Consider the following 16,156-nt stretch of genomic DNA (forward strand, 5'->3'; position numbering starts at 1 on the left):
TTATACTCATTATTAAGCAATATCATTATGTTCCATCATTATTACTATAATTCATAAAGAATGAGTTCTTTTCTAAATGATATCTTTAGGCTAGGTAAAAATAAAAAACCACAATTAAAAGTGTGGTCAATTTGGAGAAAGTCTCAGGTCTAAAAAGAAAAAAATAGTTAATTTTCCTCTTCACAGAAATTAGTAGAGCAATGCTTTCCTGATCTTTTTATCTGTCTTATACTGCGATAAAGTATATACAGCCCAGATTGCGGCCGGAATCCACCCTAAAATCGTAATCTGAAGAAATAAACAAATCATTCCTGCAAATGGACGACCTATCGTAAAAAACAGCAGCCAGGGAAAAATTAAAGCAACCAAAAGTCTCATATTACGGTCCTACTGATACGTTATTTCAGGTGAATTAATTTTCATTGAAGGGGTAAATTAAACAATTTTCGATCACGTTCTTCTGTTAAATACTTATCCATTTGTGTAATTAATTTGGCTCTAGCCTTTTCATCATCTCCGGTAATTTTCAACATGCAGGATCCGATTAAAATCTTGCGTCTAGTATCACTGAGAAAATCCACGATTTGATGCATTTTTATCATCATCTTGATTAGCCATATCTATACCGCCTTTGATTATTCTTCGCGAAAGGTAAATAGCTTGTCTATCTTAGTGAGTCGGCCATACTGAATAGCTACCGATTTTGTAGACACCTTTTAGTTAGATAAAAAAGCAATTTTTTTGATCTTTAAAGAATGAGGATATAGTATTTGTAAAATTACTTAGCTGCTTAAAACTTAATTCTAATTGGTTAATAGGTGAAAAATGAAATTAGCAGAAGCTCTCTTACTTCGAAGTGATCAACAAAAAAAAATTATTTCATTAAAACAACGTATCAATGCAAATGTATTGGTACAAGATGGTGATAAACCATCTGAAGATCCAAATGAACTATTAAAACAAGTATTTTCTTTAATTCAAGAATTTCAAAAATTAAGTTATGCAATTCATGAAACTAATGCTTTAACAAAATTAAATGATGGCCGTTCTCTACTTGCTTTATTGTCTTTGCGTGATGAATTTGTAGAACAGCACAAAACCCTAACTGCAGCAATAAGTAATACATCTCGTGAATCTGATCGTTATAGTACGCGGGAAATAAAGTGGCATAAAGTTATTCCAGTTTCATCACTACAAAAACAAGCTGATGATATTAGTCTTAAATTACGTGATTTAAATGTGTTAATTCAGTCGAATAATTGGAAAATTGATTTGATTGAAGCCTAATAGTCCTTTAGATATAATCAAGTTGAACATACTGGGCGAGTACAAGATCCCTTACTTCCACAACATAGGATTGTAAATAAAGTGTAGTGGCTTGCAAAGCAAGTGGATAAGCTTAAAATTTTAAGTACAAATCAATCCATCACTTGGCATAATTCAAATCTTTGTGCGAACAAAGTTACACGTTACTTATAACTACCATGTACTGACAGTATGTTCACCTCAATTACTAAAAATAAAGAAATGAGCAAGCATCAGCTCAACTACATTTCTATTTTTAATTCAGTTCGGCTTTGTTGCATAAAGAGTTGAAAGATAGACTTTGAAAATTATTGTAAGCCCAAAATAGAAATGTCCGGTTTCTCCAAAGTAAAAATGTCCGCTTTTAGAATATGCACTTTTGCAATTTCCTTAGCGGACGGTTTGATATGTTGGTGTCTATGTCGGATAAAGAACTTAAACGATTGTCGATCTTGCAGGAAATCTGTGATCAACGCATAACTCAATCCCAAGCTGCTCAGCTACTGCATATTTCAGAACGTCAGATCAGACGCTTACTGCAAAAATACAAAGCTCAAGGTCCCACTGCATTAGCCCATGCCGGTCGTGGCCAAACCAGCAATTCTAAACTTCCTGAAGAGATCAGACTCAAGTGCCTCAATATTGTTTCAGATCAACTTTATGGTTTCGGACCCACTTTAGCGCATGAAAAGCTCACCACCGTGCATGGATTCGATCGTTCAGTAGAAACCCTGCGTTCCTGGATGATTGCAGCCGATTTATGGATTCCTCGCGCCAAGCGCCTGAAACGCCCGTATCAGCCTCGATATAACCGGGATTGTTATGGTGAACTGATCCAAATTGATGGCTCACATCATGACTGGTTTGAAGGACGTGCAGCTAAATGCTGTTTACTGGTGTTTATTGATGATGCCACAGGAAAATTGCAGCATTTACGCTTCTGTGAATCAGAATCAACCTTTGACTATATGATTTCAACACGCCTGTATGTTGAACAGCACGGTAAGCCCTTAGCGTTTTACAGCGATAAACATTCAGTGTTTAGGGTAAATCAAAGCAGTAAGAAAGACATCAGGATTACCCAGTTTGGACGCGTACTCAGTACCCTCAAAATCGATATCATCTTCGCTAACTCACCCCAGGCCAAAGGTCGTGTGGAACGAGCGAATAGAACACTTCAGGATCGTCTGATTAAGGAGATGCGCCTGGAAGGTATCAATTCGATTGCAGATGCGAATAAGTGGTTGCCCTGCTTTATTGAGCAATTTAATCGTAAATTTGCCAAGATGGCTTTTAATCCCAAGGATCTACACCGGACTGTCACTGAAACAGCCGAAGAGTTAGATGATGTTTTTACCTGGCGTGAACCACGCAGAGTGACGAAAAGCCTGACCATTACTTATGATAAATGTGTATATCTCTTGGAGAATACAGAAGAAAATCAGAGGTTGATCGGCAAGTATCTTGAATTTCTAGAATACCCGGATGGTACTGTGGCCATCATGCATGAAAGTCGGAAGATCAATTACAGCATCTTCGATAAATTAAGTCAGCTGAACCAGCGAGAGATTGTTGAGAATAAACTGTTGGGTGCTGTTCTGAATCATATCCAACAGCAGCATGAAGAACTGGAACAGCAAAACAAACGCAATCGTTCTCAAAAGATGCCAAGCAGACGTGCACAGAAAACAGCAATTCAACAGCGAAATCTGAATCCTGTGCTTGACTTGGAAATGTCCATATAGGACATTTCTATTTGGTTATTAGGTAGGACATTTCTACTTGGGAATAACACTAACATAACAGCATTCAAAAAAACATCTATATATCAATGCATTGTGATAAAATTAATGTAGCGCAAAAAACTAGAAAAGCCGACTTGAAAACAAGTCGGCTTTTTATGAGCAGTTTTAATACATTCCGCCGATAAAATCGGTTAAAAAATAATTAAATTTGATATTTCCCCAATATTCTCGGTCTTCCCCAGGCCAAAAATATCCCCAATTTCTGTGGATAAAATTTAGGCTATCCAGTCAAAATAAATTTAACAATAAAATTGAATATTTTAGAACTTTGTATGAAGGCAGTCCTGAGGAATTTAAAGTTGAAGCACCGCATAGGGTTTATGGAAAACTTGGTTCTAGTCCGATAATTAACTTAAAACTTGTTCCTGATTTTAATCCTAAAAGTAATTTTATTGAGTGAGTCTATTCAGAGATAAATCATTAGATTTTTAGAGTAGAACGACTTACTATTTTTTTATTTATCTTTTACATCTTACTCAAATATTTGCTTGCTTGGGGTAACCCTGTTCTTAGCCTTCTCTTAAGATAATTAATATAAATATGTCATCGAAAAATAGACTTTTCCAAATTAAAATTTATTTCACGGAAACAAGACTATTTAAGCTTAACAGAATTAAACATTTTATCTATATTTTATATATTGTTAGGTTAAGTTTTAAGTGCTACTTTAAGTCTGCGAATAAAAGAAACGCCTGTAAGACGAAGAAAATGACTGCAACATTAGCCCACTTAATCTTTTGATTAAGTGGGCTTTTAATTATTAAGAAAAAAGCAATACTTTGTTTTTTTGAGGGAGCTATTTTAATGTCCAGAATTGCTTTATTCTTTAGAAAAGAATGGATCAATATCATGAATGTTTTTTCTATGGAAGAGTTGAGGTCACTACTCGTGGCTACTACACAAGAGAATGAAAAGTTAAGGGAAGACAATCAAAGACTATTACTCATTGTCGCTGATGCTACTAAGCAAATAAAAGAGGCGAGCAATATGGCGGAAAAATATCAACGAATGTTTAATAATTTATCTGAATCTGTTGAAGCTAAATATGACAATGAATTCAGCATTGATAACATTCCAGGGCAGTAAAATCTATATTTGATTATTTTCCAACCAAGTCTTTAATAAATAATAACTTAAGGCAAACATCTCCATACACATTACTTATACTTACTATACTTTTCATTTAAATTTTTAATGATATAATTTAGTCATTCCAAGAACTTAACAATTAGAACAATGTAATGTGAATTAAAAAGCCTACTTGATTAGCAGCAATTAAGTAGGCTTTTTATTTTCATCAACAGTAAGTTAATCCACATACTAAAAAGGGGGGAATTTATGCTCCGATTGAACTGTACCGGGTTTGTCGGAGAGACAATATTCTGAGAGACTATCCCGATGACAAAATTAAAATATACCCCTGAAATCAGAGAAAGAGCGGTTCAATTATTGATTGAATCTGAAAAAGATTATCCATCGAATTGGGCTGCGATCACTGCTATTGCTCCCAAGATAGGTTGTACTCCTGAAACACTAAGTGTTTGGTATCAAAAATATTTAGATAAACAAAATCCAGTTAAAGTACAGCAGCTTTCAGACCAAGAACGTATCAAACAACTCGAACGCGAAAATAAAGAACTGCAACGCGCCAATGAGATTCTACGTAAAGCAGCCGCTTTTTTCGCCCAGGCGGAGCTCGACCGCCCACACAAATAATGGTGGATTTTATCCATAATAATAAAGAGCTGTACGGAGTCGAGGCGATTTGTAGAATTTTACCGATCGCACCTTCAACCTATTACCGGACTTTAGATCTCACAGTAAATCCAGAACATCGAGCGAAACGAGATTTACATGATGTGCATCATGCTGAGGAGATTAAGCGAATTTGGAAAGAAAGTTCAGGTCGATACGGTGTGCGTAAGGTCTGGCAACAACTGAAACGTGAAGGCTATGTGATTGCCCGTTGTACTGTGGTTCGATTGATGCAAAAGCTGGGTATACAGGGTGTTTGGCGGGGTAAGAACAAACAAACCACATGTAGTAGAGATGATCAAAAACGAGCACCTGACTTGGTGAAACGGAATTTTAGAGCTGATCAGCCTAATCACTTGTGGGTTGCTGACTTTACCTATATTCAAACTAATTCTGGCTGGGTGTATACCGCCTTTATGATTGATGTGTTCTCACGAGCCATTGTTGGATGGAAAGTATCTACACGAATGAATACCGATATGGTGCTCGATGCATTAGAGCAAGCATTGCAGGATCGAGGCATGCCAAAGAATGTGATTCATCATTCCGACAGAGGTGATGTGTGCTGAAAAAACAGGAGAAATTGTTACTTATGTTTGGGGTAAAAGAGATATAGCTATAGTCCAACGACTGAAGGAAAAGTTGAAACAGTTAGGTATTCACTATACCCGAATTTCAAGTAATCAATGGGATAGTTTTATCACTACATTTAAAGACTGTCAGCAAAGTATTGGTAAGTTTTTCACTATAGGTATTGAAGGAAATAATTGCAAAATAAGGCATCGGATTAGATGTATTAGTTCAGTATTGAGTGTGGCTTTAGCGAAATACGGATATTAATGCTTCTCGCAATATTTTAGCGGTAGGACATACCACTTTGTCTGTGGAGGGAAGATGCGGTAAAGGTCGCTCTGTGAAGCAGAAAGCATGCGAAATCCGTGAGGAAGTCGCCTAAGAGCTTTTGCTTTTAGAATCCCTGAGAAACATGTTTCGTAAAGAGTTAGTCGAAAGTGGGGGGAGTATGTCAGAAGTTTAATTTTATAAGCTATTGTAAAGATTCGGAAAGTTAATTATAGCATCCAGTTGCAGAGCCAATAGTGACTTCATTTAATCTCAGCATACTTTTTGAAAACTACCTAAATTTTTAAGGTTTATAAAAAATATTGTTCTTTTTTATACTATGGGGTACTATAGTATCAATGCTAGAAAATAAGGAGGTCTGATGCCTAATCAGGTCGAAGACAAAAAAAAGATTCTTCTACGCGTCAGAAAGATCAAAGGTCAGACACAAGCGATTGAAAAAGCGCTAGAAGACAATGTGGAATGTGGTGCGATTCTGCAACAAATATGCTCTGTGCGTGGTGCTATTAATGGTCTAATGAATGAGATGTTAGAGGTTCATTTAAAGGACACTTTAGTATCAGGTGAAACCACAGAACAACAACGAAAAGAAGAACTGGCTGAAATCGCCAAGATTCTAAAATCATATTTAAAATAGATCTGTATAAGGAATTATTCCATGAAGTCACGTGCTGCCGTTGCGTTTGGTCCTGGTCAACCTCTTCAAATTGTTGAAGTTGATGTTGCACCACCGAAGAAAGGTGAAGTATTAATTAAGATCTCCCATACCGGTGTGTGTCATACAGACGCATTTACTTTATCTGGCGATGATCCTGAAGGTGTTTTTCCGGCTATTCTCGGGCATGAAGGTGCTGGTGTTGTAGTTGAGGTTGGTGAAGGCGTGACTAGCGTCAAACCAGGTGATCATGTTATTCCACTTTACACTGCTGAATGTGGCGAGTGCGTATTCTGTAAATCTGGAAAATCGAACTTGTGTATTTCCGTTCGCGAAACTCAAGGTAGAGGGGTAATGCCAGATGGTACCACTCGTTTTTCCTACAATGGTCAACCGATTTATCACTATATGGGCTGCTCAACGTTCAGTGAATACACGGTAGTGGCAGAAGTATCATTGGCTAAAATCAATCCTGAAGCCAATCATGAACATGTATGCTTACTGGGTTGTGGGGTAACAACGGGTATCGGTGCAGTACACAACACGGCTAAAGTACAAGAAGGTGATAGTGTTGCGGTTTTTGGTTTAGGGGGTATTGGTCTGGCAGTCGTACAAGCCGCACGTCAAGCTAAAGCAGGACGTATTATTGTGGTTGACATGAATCCAGACAAATTTGCGCTGGCAAAAGAATTTGGTGCAACGGACTTCTTGAATCCTAAAGACTACGATAAACCAATCCAGCAAGTAATTGTCGAAATGACTGGCTGGGGTGTAGATCATTCATTTGAGTGTATTGGTAACGTGAATGTGATGCGTGCAGCCCTTGAAAGTGCACACCGTGGCTGGGGACAATCCGTAATTATTGGTGTAGCTGGCGCAGGTCAGGAAATCTCTACCCGTCCATTCCAACTGGTTACTGGTCGTAAATGGCTAGGTTCTGCCTTTGGTGGCGTAAAAGGTCGTACGCAACTTCCAGGAATGGTTGAAGATGCCATGAAAGGTAAAATTCAATTAGAACCATTTGTGACACATACGATGGGCTTGGATCAGATCAATGAAGCCTTTGATCTAATGCATGAAGGTAAGTCAATTCGTACTGTAATTCATTACGAATAATTGCGTCAGACCTTATGCTTTTCCATGCATGTGAATCATGATTGACATGCATGGAATCCTCTAAAACGGTACATTATCTGTAAACAGATTTATCTGTGTAGGCATCGTGTATAGGTTCAATAAACCTGCCTACATTTTAATTCTTTATCACTATTCTCTGTGGAGAATGTCAGACTCTTTGTTTACTCGATTTCTCATGAAGTCTTGCTCAACATAGGTAATTGATTATGGAAATAATTGAGAAACATGCTTCTTTTGGTGGATCGCAAGAAGTGTATCGCCATCAGTCAACAGCATTAAACTGTTCAATGAAATTCTCAATATATCTGCCACCTCATGACAAAGATGAGCGGTTGCCAGTTTTATATTGGTTATCAGGACTGACTTGCAACGAACAGAACTTTATTACTAAAGCCGGAGCACAAAAGTATGCGGCTGAACATAAAGTCATTATTGTTGCACCAGATACCAGCCCACGTGGAGAGGATGTACCAGATCATGCAGATTATGATTTAGGCCAAGGTGCAGGATTCTATGTGAATGCAACACAAGCACCCTGGTCACAGCATTTCAAAATGTATGATTATATTGTGGAAGAGCTCAGAAATCTGATTGACCTAAATTTTCCGACCAATCAAGTCCAAAGTATTATGGGTCATAGCATGGGTGGTCATGGTGCATTAGTCATTGGGTTAAAAAATCCTGAGCTGTATAAAAGTATTTCTGCTTTTGCACCAATTGTTGCACCTAGCCAAGTACCTTGGGGGAAAAAGGCTTTTACACACTACCTAGGTGAAACCGAAACTTTATGGAAAAGCTATGATGCGATTGAATTAATCAAAAACGCAGAAGTTCATTTACCTATTTTAGTCGATCAGGGAACAGCTGATGATTTTCTTGAAGAACAGTTAAGGCCTAAGCTTCTTAGTGATATTTGTTTGGAACAAGAATATCCTCTTACACTTAACCTAAGAGAAGGCTATGACCATAGCTATTACTTCATTGCGAGCTTTATAGAGAAACATATAGAGTTTCACAGCAAATTCCTAGCTAAATAACTTTCATAGATATGAGGATGTACAATATTGTTCTTGAATGCTTCTTGAGCAATATAATTTCCAGATGAAGAGATCAGCTTATAAATCTAAGGTAGAGTCAATTGGTCCTTATATAACTAAGATTGAATTTAATCATCTCATATCTTGATTTTTTGATTCAAATGTTAATGATATTAACTTGAATAAATTCATAGCATTATGTCGAAATAAAAACCTAAATTTTGGCTCAGCTATGGGATTTTTTTTAACTTTTATACAACAAAACTTTCTGACATGCATACATTAGCAATGTCAGAATCAGTTTGAATTCTAATCAATTGTGGAGTTTTAGTCATGCTTAAAACAGCTTTATATGTCCGCCTTGAAGCTAAACCAGGTAAAGAAGACGAAGTGGAAGCTTTCCTTAAAGCCGGTTTACCTATTGTAATGGAAGAACCTGCGACAGTTGCGTGGTTTGGCTTACGTCTTGGACCTACAACATTTGGTATTTTTGATGCATTTCCTGATGAGGCGGGGCGCCAAGCACATTTATCTGGCAAGGTTGCAGCTGCGTTGATGGCTCAGGCCGATGATCTATTTTCAGAGCCACCGTCTATTGAGAAAGTAGATGTTTTGGCGAGTAAACTACCAGGTTAAACCGACGCTTAAATGTATGAGTGTGCTGCCTGAAATTTTGAATGAAAGGCAGCACTTTATCGCTGTGAGGTTTGTCAGAGGCTTTTTATTCAAGTTGGGCTACTTTATTTATTGGCTTAATCTCATCATTTAAATGGGTCAATATCCAAAACAGGGCAGGGTAAATAAACGAATGCAACTATTTACATGCTTTATATTGAACCAATCTATCTAATTTACTGTCGCATTTGTACATCTGCTAAACCGTGCCAATCTGCTTTTAAAATATTCAATCATTGCTATTTTGTATGAGCCATTCACTGTTTTAGCCAATGCGTTCACGACCATGTCAATAGTCATACATGTTTATACCTTCCATCCAACAATCGCTCGTGAAAATACATCAATAATAAAAGTGGTATAGAACAAGCCTGAATGTGTTTAACCATCACTCAAGTCGCCAAGTTGAAATAATTTTTTATAAAAAATAGACGACTGGTCTATTTTTATGTATAGTTAGCAAATAGTGCATTCAAAAGCCGCAGTATTGTCCAATTTTTTAAAGTTTATTTGATGAATAACGGTGGTTTTTCAAATCAATTAACTGATTATCCTAGGATAAAAATATGCTGAATTTTAACTTTTATAATCCGACCCGCATTATTTTTGGTGGCGATACAATAGCTAAAATCAATGACTATGTGCCTACAGAAGCAAAAGTATTAATGTTGTTTGGCGGTGAAAGTGCACGTAAGAATGGTACTTTAGCTGAAGTGCGTGAAGGATTAGGTGCAAGAGAAATTCATGAATTTGGCGGAATTGAGCCGAATCCGAGTTATGAAACCCTCATGAAAGCTGTAGAGCTGATTCGAGAACAAAAGATTGATTTCTTGATGGCTGTCGGTGGTGGATCGGTAATTGATGGTACTAAATTTATTGCAGCAGCAGTCAATTATACAGGGGATACATGGGAGATTTTAGAAACCCATGGTACTAAAATTACTCAAGCTTTGCCTTTTGCGAGTGTACTCACCCTTCCGGCAACTGGTTCAGAAATGAATAGCGGTGGGGTAGTCACCAGAAAATCGACCCAAGCCAAATTGTCATTTAGCAGCCCCTTTGTTTTTCCGCAATTTTCCGTACTCGATCCGAATAAAACTTTTAGCTTGCCGACGCGCCAATTAGCAAATGGCGTAGTCGATGCATTTGTTCATGTCATGGAACAGTACTTAACTTACCCTGTCAATGCACAAGTACAAGATCGTTTTGCCGAAGGTCTATTGCAAACTCTGATTGAGATTGGACCGAAAATCTTGGACGATTCAGCAGATTATGACACGCGTGCGAATTTGATGTGGGCTGCTAGCATGGCACTGAATGGGCTAATTGGAGCTGGTGTACCACAAGATTGGTCAACCCATTTGATTGGGCATGAGCTCACGGCTTTACATGGTATTGATCATGCTCGTACCTTGGCCATTGTGTTGCCGGCCAATCTACAAGTGCGTCGTCAAGAGAAGCGAGAAAAATTACTACAGTATGCAGCTCAAGTCTGGCAGATTGTCGAAGGTGATGAAGAACAACGTATTGATACTGCTATTGCTCGTACTCGAGCCTTCTTTGAGCAACTTGGATTGCCGACTCGTCTTAGCGATTATGGACTGGGGGAGACAGATATTGAGATCATCATTACGCAACTTAAATCACATAATCTTACACAGCTAGGCGAACATAAAAATGTTTCATTAGAGCTCAGTCGCCAAATTCTCGAGATGAGCATCTAAGCTAAATGCGCGTATCTGGCATGCTCTGACCCTGTAACAATGCTCCTCAATCATGAAAATTATCGGAGAAATAACATGAAAATTTTAATCGTTTTAACCTCACATAATCAACTTGGCAATACTGGTAAGAAAACAGGTTTTTGGTTAGAGGAACTTGCTGCACCGTATTACACCTTTATTGACTCTGGTGCTGAAGTTACGCTGGCGTCGCCTCAAGGTGGGCAGCCACCACTAGATCCGAAAAGTAATTTAGCCGATGCTCAAACTGAAACCACTCATCGTTTTGAAGCAGATCCAACTGCAATGCAAGCATTAACACAGACGCATAAACTTAGCGAAATTTCTGTAGCTGATTATGATGCAGTGTTTTATCCAGGCGGGCATGGCCCATTGTGGGATTTAGCAGAAGATCCGATTTCAATTTCTCTGATTGAACAGGCGATTCAGTCTGGCAAACCTGTTGCAGCAGTGTGTCATGCCCCGGGTGTTCTTCGTCATGTGAAAGCGAGTAATGGAGCGCCTTTAGTTAGCGGTAAATTAGTGACTGGTTTCACCAATACTGAGGAGGCCGCTGTAGGTTTGACTGAAATTGTACCATTTTTAGTCGAAGACATGCTTAAACAAAACGGTGGTCATTATTCTAAAGTGGATGATTGGCAAGTATATGTTCAAGTAGATGGCTTGCTGGTTACTGGACAAAATCCAGCCTCTTCTGCTGCAACCGCTACAGCATTACTTCAATTGTTGAAATAAAGAGTAGCTAGTGTGTGTTGTGGTGCTTAGCAGTGAATAAAACTTCTGACTCTGAGCAACTGGCGCAATAAGCAAAATAACCCTCATTTAATGGTGAAGGGCCTGAGTGAATAGCTTTACTTCCTTTATTTTTCTATATACAGGAAGGAAGGGTATTTTTTTAATTTAGATCAATTAAGTCATGATGACTTGGATACAATGAAATGAAAGACAGCAAACTTTTTCAAAACTTAAGCTTAGGCCCTTATGTTTTGCGAAACCATATTGTATTGCCACCATTAACGCGGTCGCGCAGTACTCAGCCAGGGAATATTCCAAATGAATTAATGGCAACCTATTATCAACAGCGTGCCGGGGCAGGATTTATGGTCACCGAAGGTACGCAAATCGAGCCACGTGGTCAAGGCTATGCTTGGACTCCTGGTATTTACAGCCCTGAACAGATTGCTGGATGGCGTAAAGTGACGGAAGCAGTGCATGCTAAAGGAGGCATTATTTTTGCACAACTTTGGCATGTTGGGCGTGTTTCACATACATCTTTGCAACCCAATCATGCATCACCGGTCGCACCCTCGGCTATTAGGGCTGATAGTAACGTTAAAGTGTTTATTGAGACCGGGCCCAATGCAGGGGCCTTGGCTGATCCTTCAATGCCACGTGCTTTAAGCAATGCAGAAGTTAAAGAATTAGTGCAACTCTATGCTCAAGCAGCACGCAATGCCTTGGCTGCTGGTTTTGATGGGGTTGAAATTCATTGTGCAAATGGTTATTTGGTGAATCAATTTATCTCTGCACATAGTAACCACCGTGAAGATGAATATGGTGGATCACTAAACAATCGTTTGCGTTTTTTACGTGAAGTAGTAGAGGCAGTTGCTGAGGTGGTTGGTGCAGATCGTTTAGGAGTGCGTTTTGCCCCGCTATTTGAAAGTACAGAGGAAGATCGTGTTTACATAGGGTTGGTTGAAGATGATCCACATGTGACTTATATTGAAGCCATAAAAATACTTGAAGAAGTTGGGATTGCCTATTTATCGATTGCAGAAGCTGATTGGGATAATGCACCAGAACTTCCTCATGATTTTCGTAGAGATGTCAGAGACACTTTCAGTGGTCGGATTATTTATGCAGGTCGATATACGGCAGAAAGAGGGACTCGAATTTTAGAGGCAGGACTGGCCGATTTAATTGCATTTGGACGCCCATTTATTGCGAATCCAGATTTACCCGATCGCATCGCCAATGGCTGGCCATTGAATGCAGTAGATGCAAGCACTATGTATGGTGGGACGGAAAAAGGCTATATTGATTATCCAGCTTACGCAGATTAATCTCGACTAAGTGAGTTATTTTGCCAACCTTTGTGGTTGGCAAAATAAGGGCTTAGGATTGCTGTTGCCAGCACAATTTCTTGTTAAAACAAATTCTTAAAATTTTTTAGCTGTGTAATGAGCCAACCTGCCAGTGGGAAAGAAATCAGTTGCGTTACTGGCACAAATACTATGACTTCAATCAACACCATCATCGGGAAACTTTGATGCTGAGTAATTGGCTTTAATAAAGTGAGTACCAGTAATAGCGTGGGATATAAGCCTAAATATTCGACTAAAATACGAGTCATGAGGGCTTTAGAAGGAGAATTCATTGTGCGCTATACTCATGGATTGTAAATCGATCTAATAGCAATACATGAATAAGTAATCATTGGACTGCTATCATGAAAAGTTAATTATGTAGTTGATATTTAATTTTTATGAATCTTCACTTTTTAATAGAAATTTAGTTGCTCTCAGAGCTTGATGTAATGGTGTTTTATCTTTTTGCAACTTACTCAGTAATGCTGCACCTAACCACATTTGGTAAAGTACTTGTGCCAACGTCGAGGCCTCAGTATCTGCTTGGATAGACTGATCCTGTTTTCCCAAATCAATTAAAGCAGCAATCCGTTGGATTACATCATCGACGCCAGCGGACATAATGGAGCGCATATCTTCAGATAGATCGGCAACTTCTGCGGCAAGTTTCACAATTAAACAGCTATCCGCCCAACCACACTGTGTTTCAGGATCTTCTATCCATAAATTAAAATACTCAATCAGCTTTTGATAAGGGGATTTATCGCTACGCCATACATCATTTAAACGGACTTGGTAATTATCTACATAATGCTGTACCAATTCACATCCGAAAGCTTCCTTGGATTGGAAATAATGATAAAACGAGCCTTTAGGGATTTCACAGCTCTGTAAAATTTCCTGTAATCCTACGCCAGTAAAACCTTTATGCAAAATCAGGTCTGAACTGGTGTTAAGAATGTGTAAGCGCTTCGCTTCAGACTTTTTAATAGGAGTAGGCTTCATATTAATTATTTACTCTATTATAAAAAATAGACCAGTCGTATTGTTTTTTATTATAACTCATCTACAATGGATGTAAAGAAATTTTAATCATAATTTTTGATTATGAAGAGAAATACTTTTAAATAAAACATGGAGTTATATGTGTGAAAACAGTTATTAATCAACGCATCGTTTTAGCTAAACGGCCAGTGGGTGAGCCAAAACACAGCGATTTTCGTATTGAGCAAGTTGAGCTCAATGAACTTAAACAAGGCGAGATATTGTTAAAAACCATTTACTTGTCACTCGATCCTTATATGCGTGGTCGCATGAGTGATGCTCCTTCATATGCAGCACCGGTTGAAATTGGTGAAGTGATGGTCGGTGGAACAGTCAGTCAAGTGGTGGCCTCTAAAAACCCAAAATTCAAAGAAGGCGAGTGGGTTCTTTCAGGAAATGGCTGGCAGGGCTACGCAATTTCTAATGGGACTGCATGTCAAAGCTTAGGTATGCAACCTGAACATCCATCTTGGGCATTGGGTATTTTGGGAATGCCAGGATTTACTGCTTATATGGGGCTGTTGGACATTGGTCAGCCTAAAGCCGGTGAAACTTTAGTCGTTGCAGCTGCAACGGGACCTGTTGGTGCTACGGTTGGACAGATTGGCAAACTTAAAGGTTGTCGCGTGGTTGGCATCGCAGGTGAGCCTGAAAAATGCCGTTATGCTGTAGAAGAACTAGGCTTCGATGCTTGTATCAATCATCATGATGAAAATTTTGCAGAGCAATTACAACAAGCAGCTCCCAACGGTATTGATATTTATTATGAGAATGTGGGGGGTAAAGTGTTTGATGCGGTATGGCCATTGCTTAACTCTGCGGCACGTGTACCGGTGTGTGGTGTGGTTTCCCAGTATAACGCTACCGAGCAAGCACAAGGGCCAGACCGTTTACCGGGCTTTATTTCCACCCTTTTAAAAAAGCGTATTCGCATGCAAGGCTTTATTATTTTTGATGATTATGGCAGTCAGTATCCGGAATTCTATCAGCAAATGTCTGAATGGTTGAAAGACGGAAAAATCAAATATAAAGAGCATATGGTGCAAGGTTTAGATAACACGATCAATGCTTTCAATGGTATGTTGAAAGGCGAAAACTTTGGCAAAGTGGTTGTAAAAATCTAAAAAAATAGGAATTATCATGATCACACTACATCATTTAGATCAATCACGTTCTTTTCGCATTTTGTGGTTACTTGAAGAAATCAAGCAGCCCTATGAGCTGAAACGCTATTATCGTGACTCAAACACGCATTTGGCCCCTGACTCTTTAAAAACCATTCATCCTTTAGGGAAATCTCCAGTATTGGAATGGGATGGCAAAGTTATTGCAGAGTCAGGCGCAATCGTTGAGTTATTAATTCAGAAACTTGCGCCGGATTTAGCACCAGATATGGATGAACCTACCTATGTCGATTATCTACAGTGGATTCATTTCTCAGAAAGCTCTGCCATGCTGCCATTTTTGTTAAAAACGTTTAATGCGATAGAAACCAAGCAGGGCACGAAGTTGGTATTTCTAGAAAATTATACTCAAGTTGAGTTCGATAAAGTATTTGGCCATTTAAATGAATATTTAAAAGATAAAGAATTTCTAGTGGCAGACCGTTTAACCGGTGCTGACTTTATGATGGGCTTTGGACTACATGCTTTAGTTTATCATATGGGACAAGGTGGAAATTATCCCCATATCCAACGTTATGTAGCAGGTTTAAGCCAACTACCTAGCTGGCAAGCCGCAGTACAAATTGAACAAAATGGTGTGAAAAGTCAAAAATAGCAAGATTGTTTTTTTTTTAAGGCAATTGAGAAAAAGAATCGTCATTGACAAGTACATCTAGTTATAAAATAAGCTGACACTTTTTTAAAGTAAACGCCTAATGAATTTCATCGGGCGTTCTCTATTTTAAAGATAAGGAATTACCATTATTTATGACAAGTTTCGCCTATTCTTCCCCTTCAAATTCCTATCAAAAGAGTTTGAATATCTCGACGGTTACGTTGAAAGATATAATCAACTTTTGAAAAAAAGAAACGTGACTAACGCACAG

General features: G+C 38.5%; 16 protein-coding genes, 3 pseudogenes and 1 other annotated feature. Of the genes and pseudogenes, 14 read left to right on the forward strand and 5 right to left on the reverse strand.

The genetic code is table 11. From position 1 onward, the window contains the following. Positions 1 to 189: 189 nt before the first annotated feature. Together J502_RS08025 and J502_RS08030 are read right to left on the reverse strand one after the other, a co-directional pair. The gene (locus tag J502_RS08025; RefSeq protein WP_005015434.1) at positions 190 to 378 is read right to left on the reverse strand and encodes a YqaE/Pmp3 family membrane protein; all 189 of its coding nucleotides are present in this window, start codon (positions 376 to 378) and stop codon (positions 190 to 192) included. 41 nt (positions 379 to 419) lie between these two features. Next, positions 420 to 533: a DUF8583 domain-containing protein gene (locus J502_RS08030; RefSeq protein ID WP_005015433.1), complete on the reverse strand. Its 114-nt coding sequence runs from the start codon at positions 531 to 533 to the stop codon at positions 420 to 422. Positions 534 to 825: 292 nt separating this feature from the next. On the opposite strand from J502_RS08030, the gene J502_RS08035 reads away from it, so the two are divergent. The 9 genes and pseudogenes from J502_RS08035 to J502_RS08080 all read left to right on the forward strand — a co-directional run bounded on the left by J502_RS08035 (position 826) and on the right by J502_RS08080 (position 9,191). Further along, positions 826 to 1,287, forward strand: coding sequence for a DIP1984 family protein (locus J502_RS08035; protein WP_004733111.1), 462 nt, complete (start codon positions 826 to 828; stop codon positions 1,285 to 1,287). Positions 1,288 to 1,724: 437 nt separating this feature from the next. Continuing rightward, the gene (locus J502_RS08040; protein ID WP_081403951.1) at positions 1,725 to 3,050 is read left to right on the forward strand and encodes an ISNCY family transposase; all 1,326 of its coding nucleotides are present in this window, start codon (positions 1,725 to 1,727) and stop codon (positions 3,048 to 3,050) included. An 864-nt stretch (positions 3,051 to 3,914) separates the two neighbouring features. After that, positions 3,915 to 4,196: a hypothetical protein gene (locus J502_RS08045; protein ID WP_005015419.1), complete on the forward strand. Its 282-nt coding sequence runs from the start codon at positions 3,915 to 3,917 to the stop codon at positions 4,194 to 4,196. Between the two features lie 312 nt (positions 4,197 to 4,508). Next, positions 4,509 to 5,422: pseudogene (locus tag J502_RS08055) on the forward strand (IS3 family transposase); the annotation flags it as partial. After that, positions 4,784 to 4,900 (forward strand) — a sequence feature (AL1L pseudoknot). It overlaps the preceding pseudogene by 117 nt. A gap of 13 nt (positions 5,423 to 5,435) precedes the next feature. Then, positions 5,436 to 5,657: pseudogene (locus tag J502_RS08060) on the forward strand (IS1 family transposase); the annotation flags it as partial. 430 nt (positions 5,658 to 6,087) lie between these two features. Continuing rightward, positions 6,088 to 6,363 carry a metal/formaldehyde-sensitive transcriptional repressor gene (locus J502_RS08065; protein ID WP_001133624.1) on the forward strand — a complete coding sequence of 92 codons (276 nt, stop codon included), beginning with the start codon at positions 6,088 to 6,090 and terminating at the stop codon, positions 6,361 to 6,363. A gap of 21 nt (positions 6,364 to 6,384) precedes the next feature. Further along, a complete protein-coding gene (locus J502_RS08070) occupies positions 6,385 to 7,497 on the forward strand; it encodes an S-(hydroxymethyl)glutathione dehydrogenase/class III alcohol dehydrogenase (protein ID WP_000842149.1) in 1,113 nt (370 codons plus the stop codon). Between the two features lie 227 nt (positions 7,498 to 7,724). Further along, positions 7,725 to 8,555: an S-formylglutathione hydrolase gene (gene fghA / locus J502_RS08075; protein WP_004682262.1), complete on the forward strand. Its 831-nt coding sequence runs from the start codon at positions 7,725 to 7,727 to the stop codon at positions 8,553 to 8,555. A gap of 333 nt (positions 8,556 to 8,888) precedes the next feature. Next, positions 8,889 to 9,191: a putative quinol monooxygenase gene (locus J502_RS08080; protein WP_005015410.1), complete on the forward strand. Its 303-nt coding sequence runs from the start codon at positions 8,889 to 8,891 to the stop codon at positions 9,189 to 9,191. Between the two features lie 85 nt (positions 9,192 to 9,276). On the opposite strand, the pseudogene J502_RS17110 reads toward J502_RS08080, so the two are convergent. Beyond that, a pseudogene (locus tag J502_RS17110) lies at positions 9,277 to 9,611 on the reverse strand (IS3 family transposase); the annotation flags it as partial. Positions 9,612 to 9,796: 185 nt separating this feature from the next. Here J502_RS17110 and J502_RS08085 point away from each other — a divergent pair. The 3 genes from J502_RS08085 to J502_RS08095 all read left to right on the forward strand — a co-directional run bounded on the left by J502_RS08085 (position 9,797) and on the right by J502_RS08095 (position 13,038). Beyond that, complete coding sequence (locus J502_RS08085; protein ID WP_005015408.1) at positions 9,797 to 10,954, forward strand: iron-containing alcohol dehydrogenase; 1,158 nt, start codon at positions 9,797 to 9,799, stop codon at positions 10,952 to 10,954. Positions 10,955 to 11,029: 75 nt separating this feature from the next. Continuing rightward, a complete protein-coding gene (locus tag J502_RS08090) occupies positions 11,030 to 11,707 on the forward strand; it encodes a type 1 glutamine amidotransferase domain-containing protein (protein ID WP_005015403.1) in 678 nt (225 codons plus the stop codon). 203 nt (positions 11,708 to 11,910) lie between these two features. Next, positions 11,911 to 13,038: an alkene reductase gene (locus J502_RS08095; RefSeq protein ID WP_005015400.1), complete on the forward strand. Its 1,128-nt coding sequence runs from the start codon at positions 11,911 to 11,913 to the stop codon at positions 13,036 to 13,038. Between the two features lie 83 nt (positions 13,039 to 13,121). Here the strand turns inward: J502_RS08095 and J502_RS08100 are convergent, their stop codons facing one another. After that, positions 13,122 to 13,352 carry a hypothetical protein gene (locus tag J502_RS08100; RefSeq protein WP_005015399.1) on the reverse strand — a complete coding sequence of 77 codons (231 nt, stop codon included), beginning with the start codon at positions 13,350 to 13,352 and terminating at the stop codon, positions 13,122 to 13,124. A 106-nt stretch (positions 13,353 to 13,458) separates the two neighbouring features. Further along, entirely contained in the window at positions 13,459 to 14,067 is a 609-nt protein-coding gene (locus tag J502_RS08105; protein WP_004281836.1) for a TetR/AcrR family transcriptional regulator, read from the reverse strand. 143 nt (positions 14,068 to 14,210) lie between these two features. On the opposite strand from J502_RS08105, the gene curA reads away from it, so the two are divergent. Together curA and J502_RS08115 are read left to right on the forward strand one after the other, a co-directional pair. Beyond that, positions 14,211 to 15,230, forward strand: a complete 1,020-nt coding sequence (gene curA / locus J502_RS08110; protein WP_005015397.1) for an NADPH-dependent curcumin/dihydrocurcumin reductase — start codon at positions 14,211 to 14,213, stop codon at positions 15,228 to 15,230. Between the two features lie 16 nt (positions 15,231 to 15,246). Further along, the gene (locus J502_RS08115) at positions 15,247 to 15,885 is read left to right on the forward strand and encodes a glutathione S-transferase family protein (protein ID WP_005015392.1); all 639 of its coding nucleotides are present in this window, start codon (positions 15,247 to 15,249) and stop codon (positions 15,883 to 15,885) included. Positions 15,886 to 16,156: the final 271 nt, after the last annotated feature.

It is taken from the genome of Acinetobacter sp. 1294596 (assembly GCF_000582925.1).
In the GTDB taxonomy this organism is placed as follows: Bacteria; Pseudomonadota; Gammaproteobacteria; order Pseudomonadales; family Moraxellaceae; genus Acinetobacter; species Acinetobacter radioresistens.

Excerpts from the sequence above, each read along its gene's own strand:
- J502_RS08085 (WP_005015408.1), top strand. The coding sequence starts at position 9,797 with ATGCTGAATTTTAACTTTTATAATCCGACCCGCATTATTTTTGGTGGC.
- J502_RS08065 (WP_001133624.1), top strand. The coding sequence starts at position 6,088 with ATGCCTAATCAGGTCGAAGACAAAAAAAAGATTCTTCTACGCGTCAGA.
- J502_RS08100 (WP_005015399.1), bottom strand. The coding sequence starts at position 13,352 with ATGAATTCTCCTTCTAAAGCCCTCATGACTCGTATTTTAGTCGAATAT.
- J502_RS08080 (WP_005015410.1), top strand. The coding sequence starts at position 8,889 with ATGCTTAAAACAGCTTTATATGTCCGCCTTGAAGCTAAACCAGGTAAA.
- J502_RS08030 (WP_005015433.1), bottom strand. The coding sequence starts at position 533 with ATGTTGAAAATTACCGGAGATGATGAAAAGGCTAGAGCCAAATTAATT.
- J502_RS08105 (WP_004281836.1), bottom strand. The coding sequence starts at position 14,067 with ATGAAGCCTACTCCTATTAAAAAGTCTGAAGCGAAGCGCTTACACATT.
- J502_RS08035 (WP_004733111.1), top strand. The coding sequence starts at position 826 with ATGAAATTAGCAGAAGCTCTCTTACTTCGAAGTGATCAACAAAAAAAA.
- J502_RS08040 (WP_081403951.1), top strand. The coding sequence starts at position 1,725 with ATGTCGGATAAAGAACTTAAACGATTGTCGATCTTGCAGGAAATCTGT.
- fghA (WP_004682262.1), top strand. The coding sequence starts at position 7,725 with ATGGAAATAATTGAGAAACATGCTTCTTTTGGTGGATCGCAAGAAGTG.
- J502_RS08115 (WP_005015392.1), top strand. The coding sequence starts at position 15,247 with ATGATCACACTACATCATTTAGATCAATCACGTTCTTTTCGCATTTTG.
- J502_RS08045 (WP_005015419.1), top strand. The coding sequence starts at position 3,915 with ATGTCCAGAATTGCTTTATTCTTTAGAAAAGAATGGATCAATATCATG.
- J502_RS08025 (WP_005015434.1), bottom strand. The coding sequence starts at position 378 with ATGAGACTTTTGGTTGCTTTAATTTTTCCCTGGCTGCTGTTTTTTACG.
- J502_RS08090 (WP_005015403.1), top strand. The coding sequence starts at position 11,030 with ATGAAAATTTTAATCGTTTTAACCTCACATAATCAACTTGGCAATACT.
- J502_RS08095 (WP_005015400.1), top strand. The coding sequence starts at position 11,911 with ATGAAAGACAGCAAACTTTTTCAAAACTTAAGCTTAGGCCCTTATGTT.
- J502_RS08070 (WP_000842149.1), top strand. The coding sequence starts at position 6,385 with ATGAAGTCACGTGCTGCCGTTGCGTTTGGTCCTGGTCAACCTCTTCAA.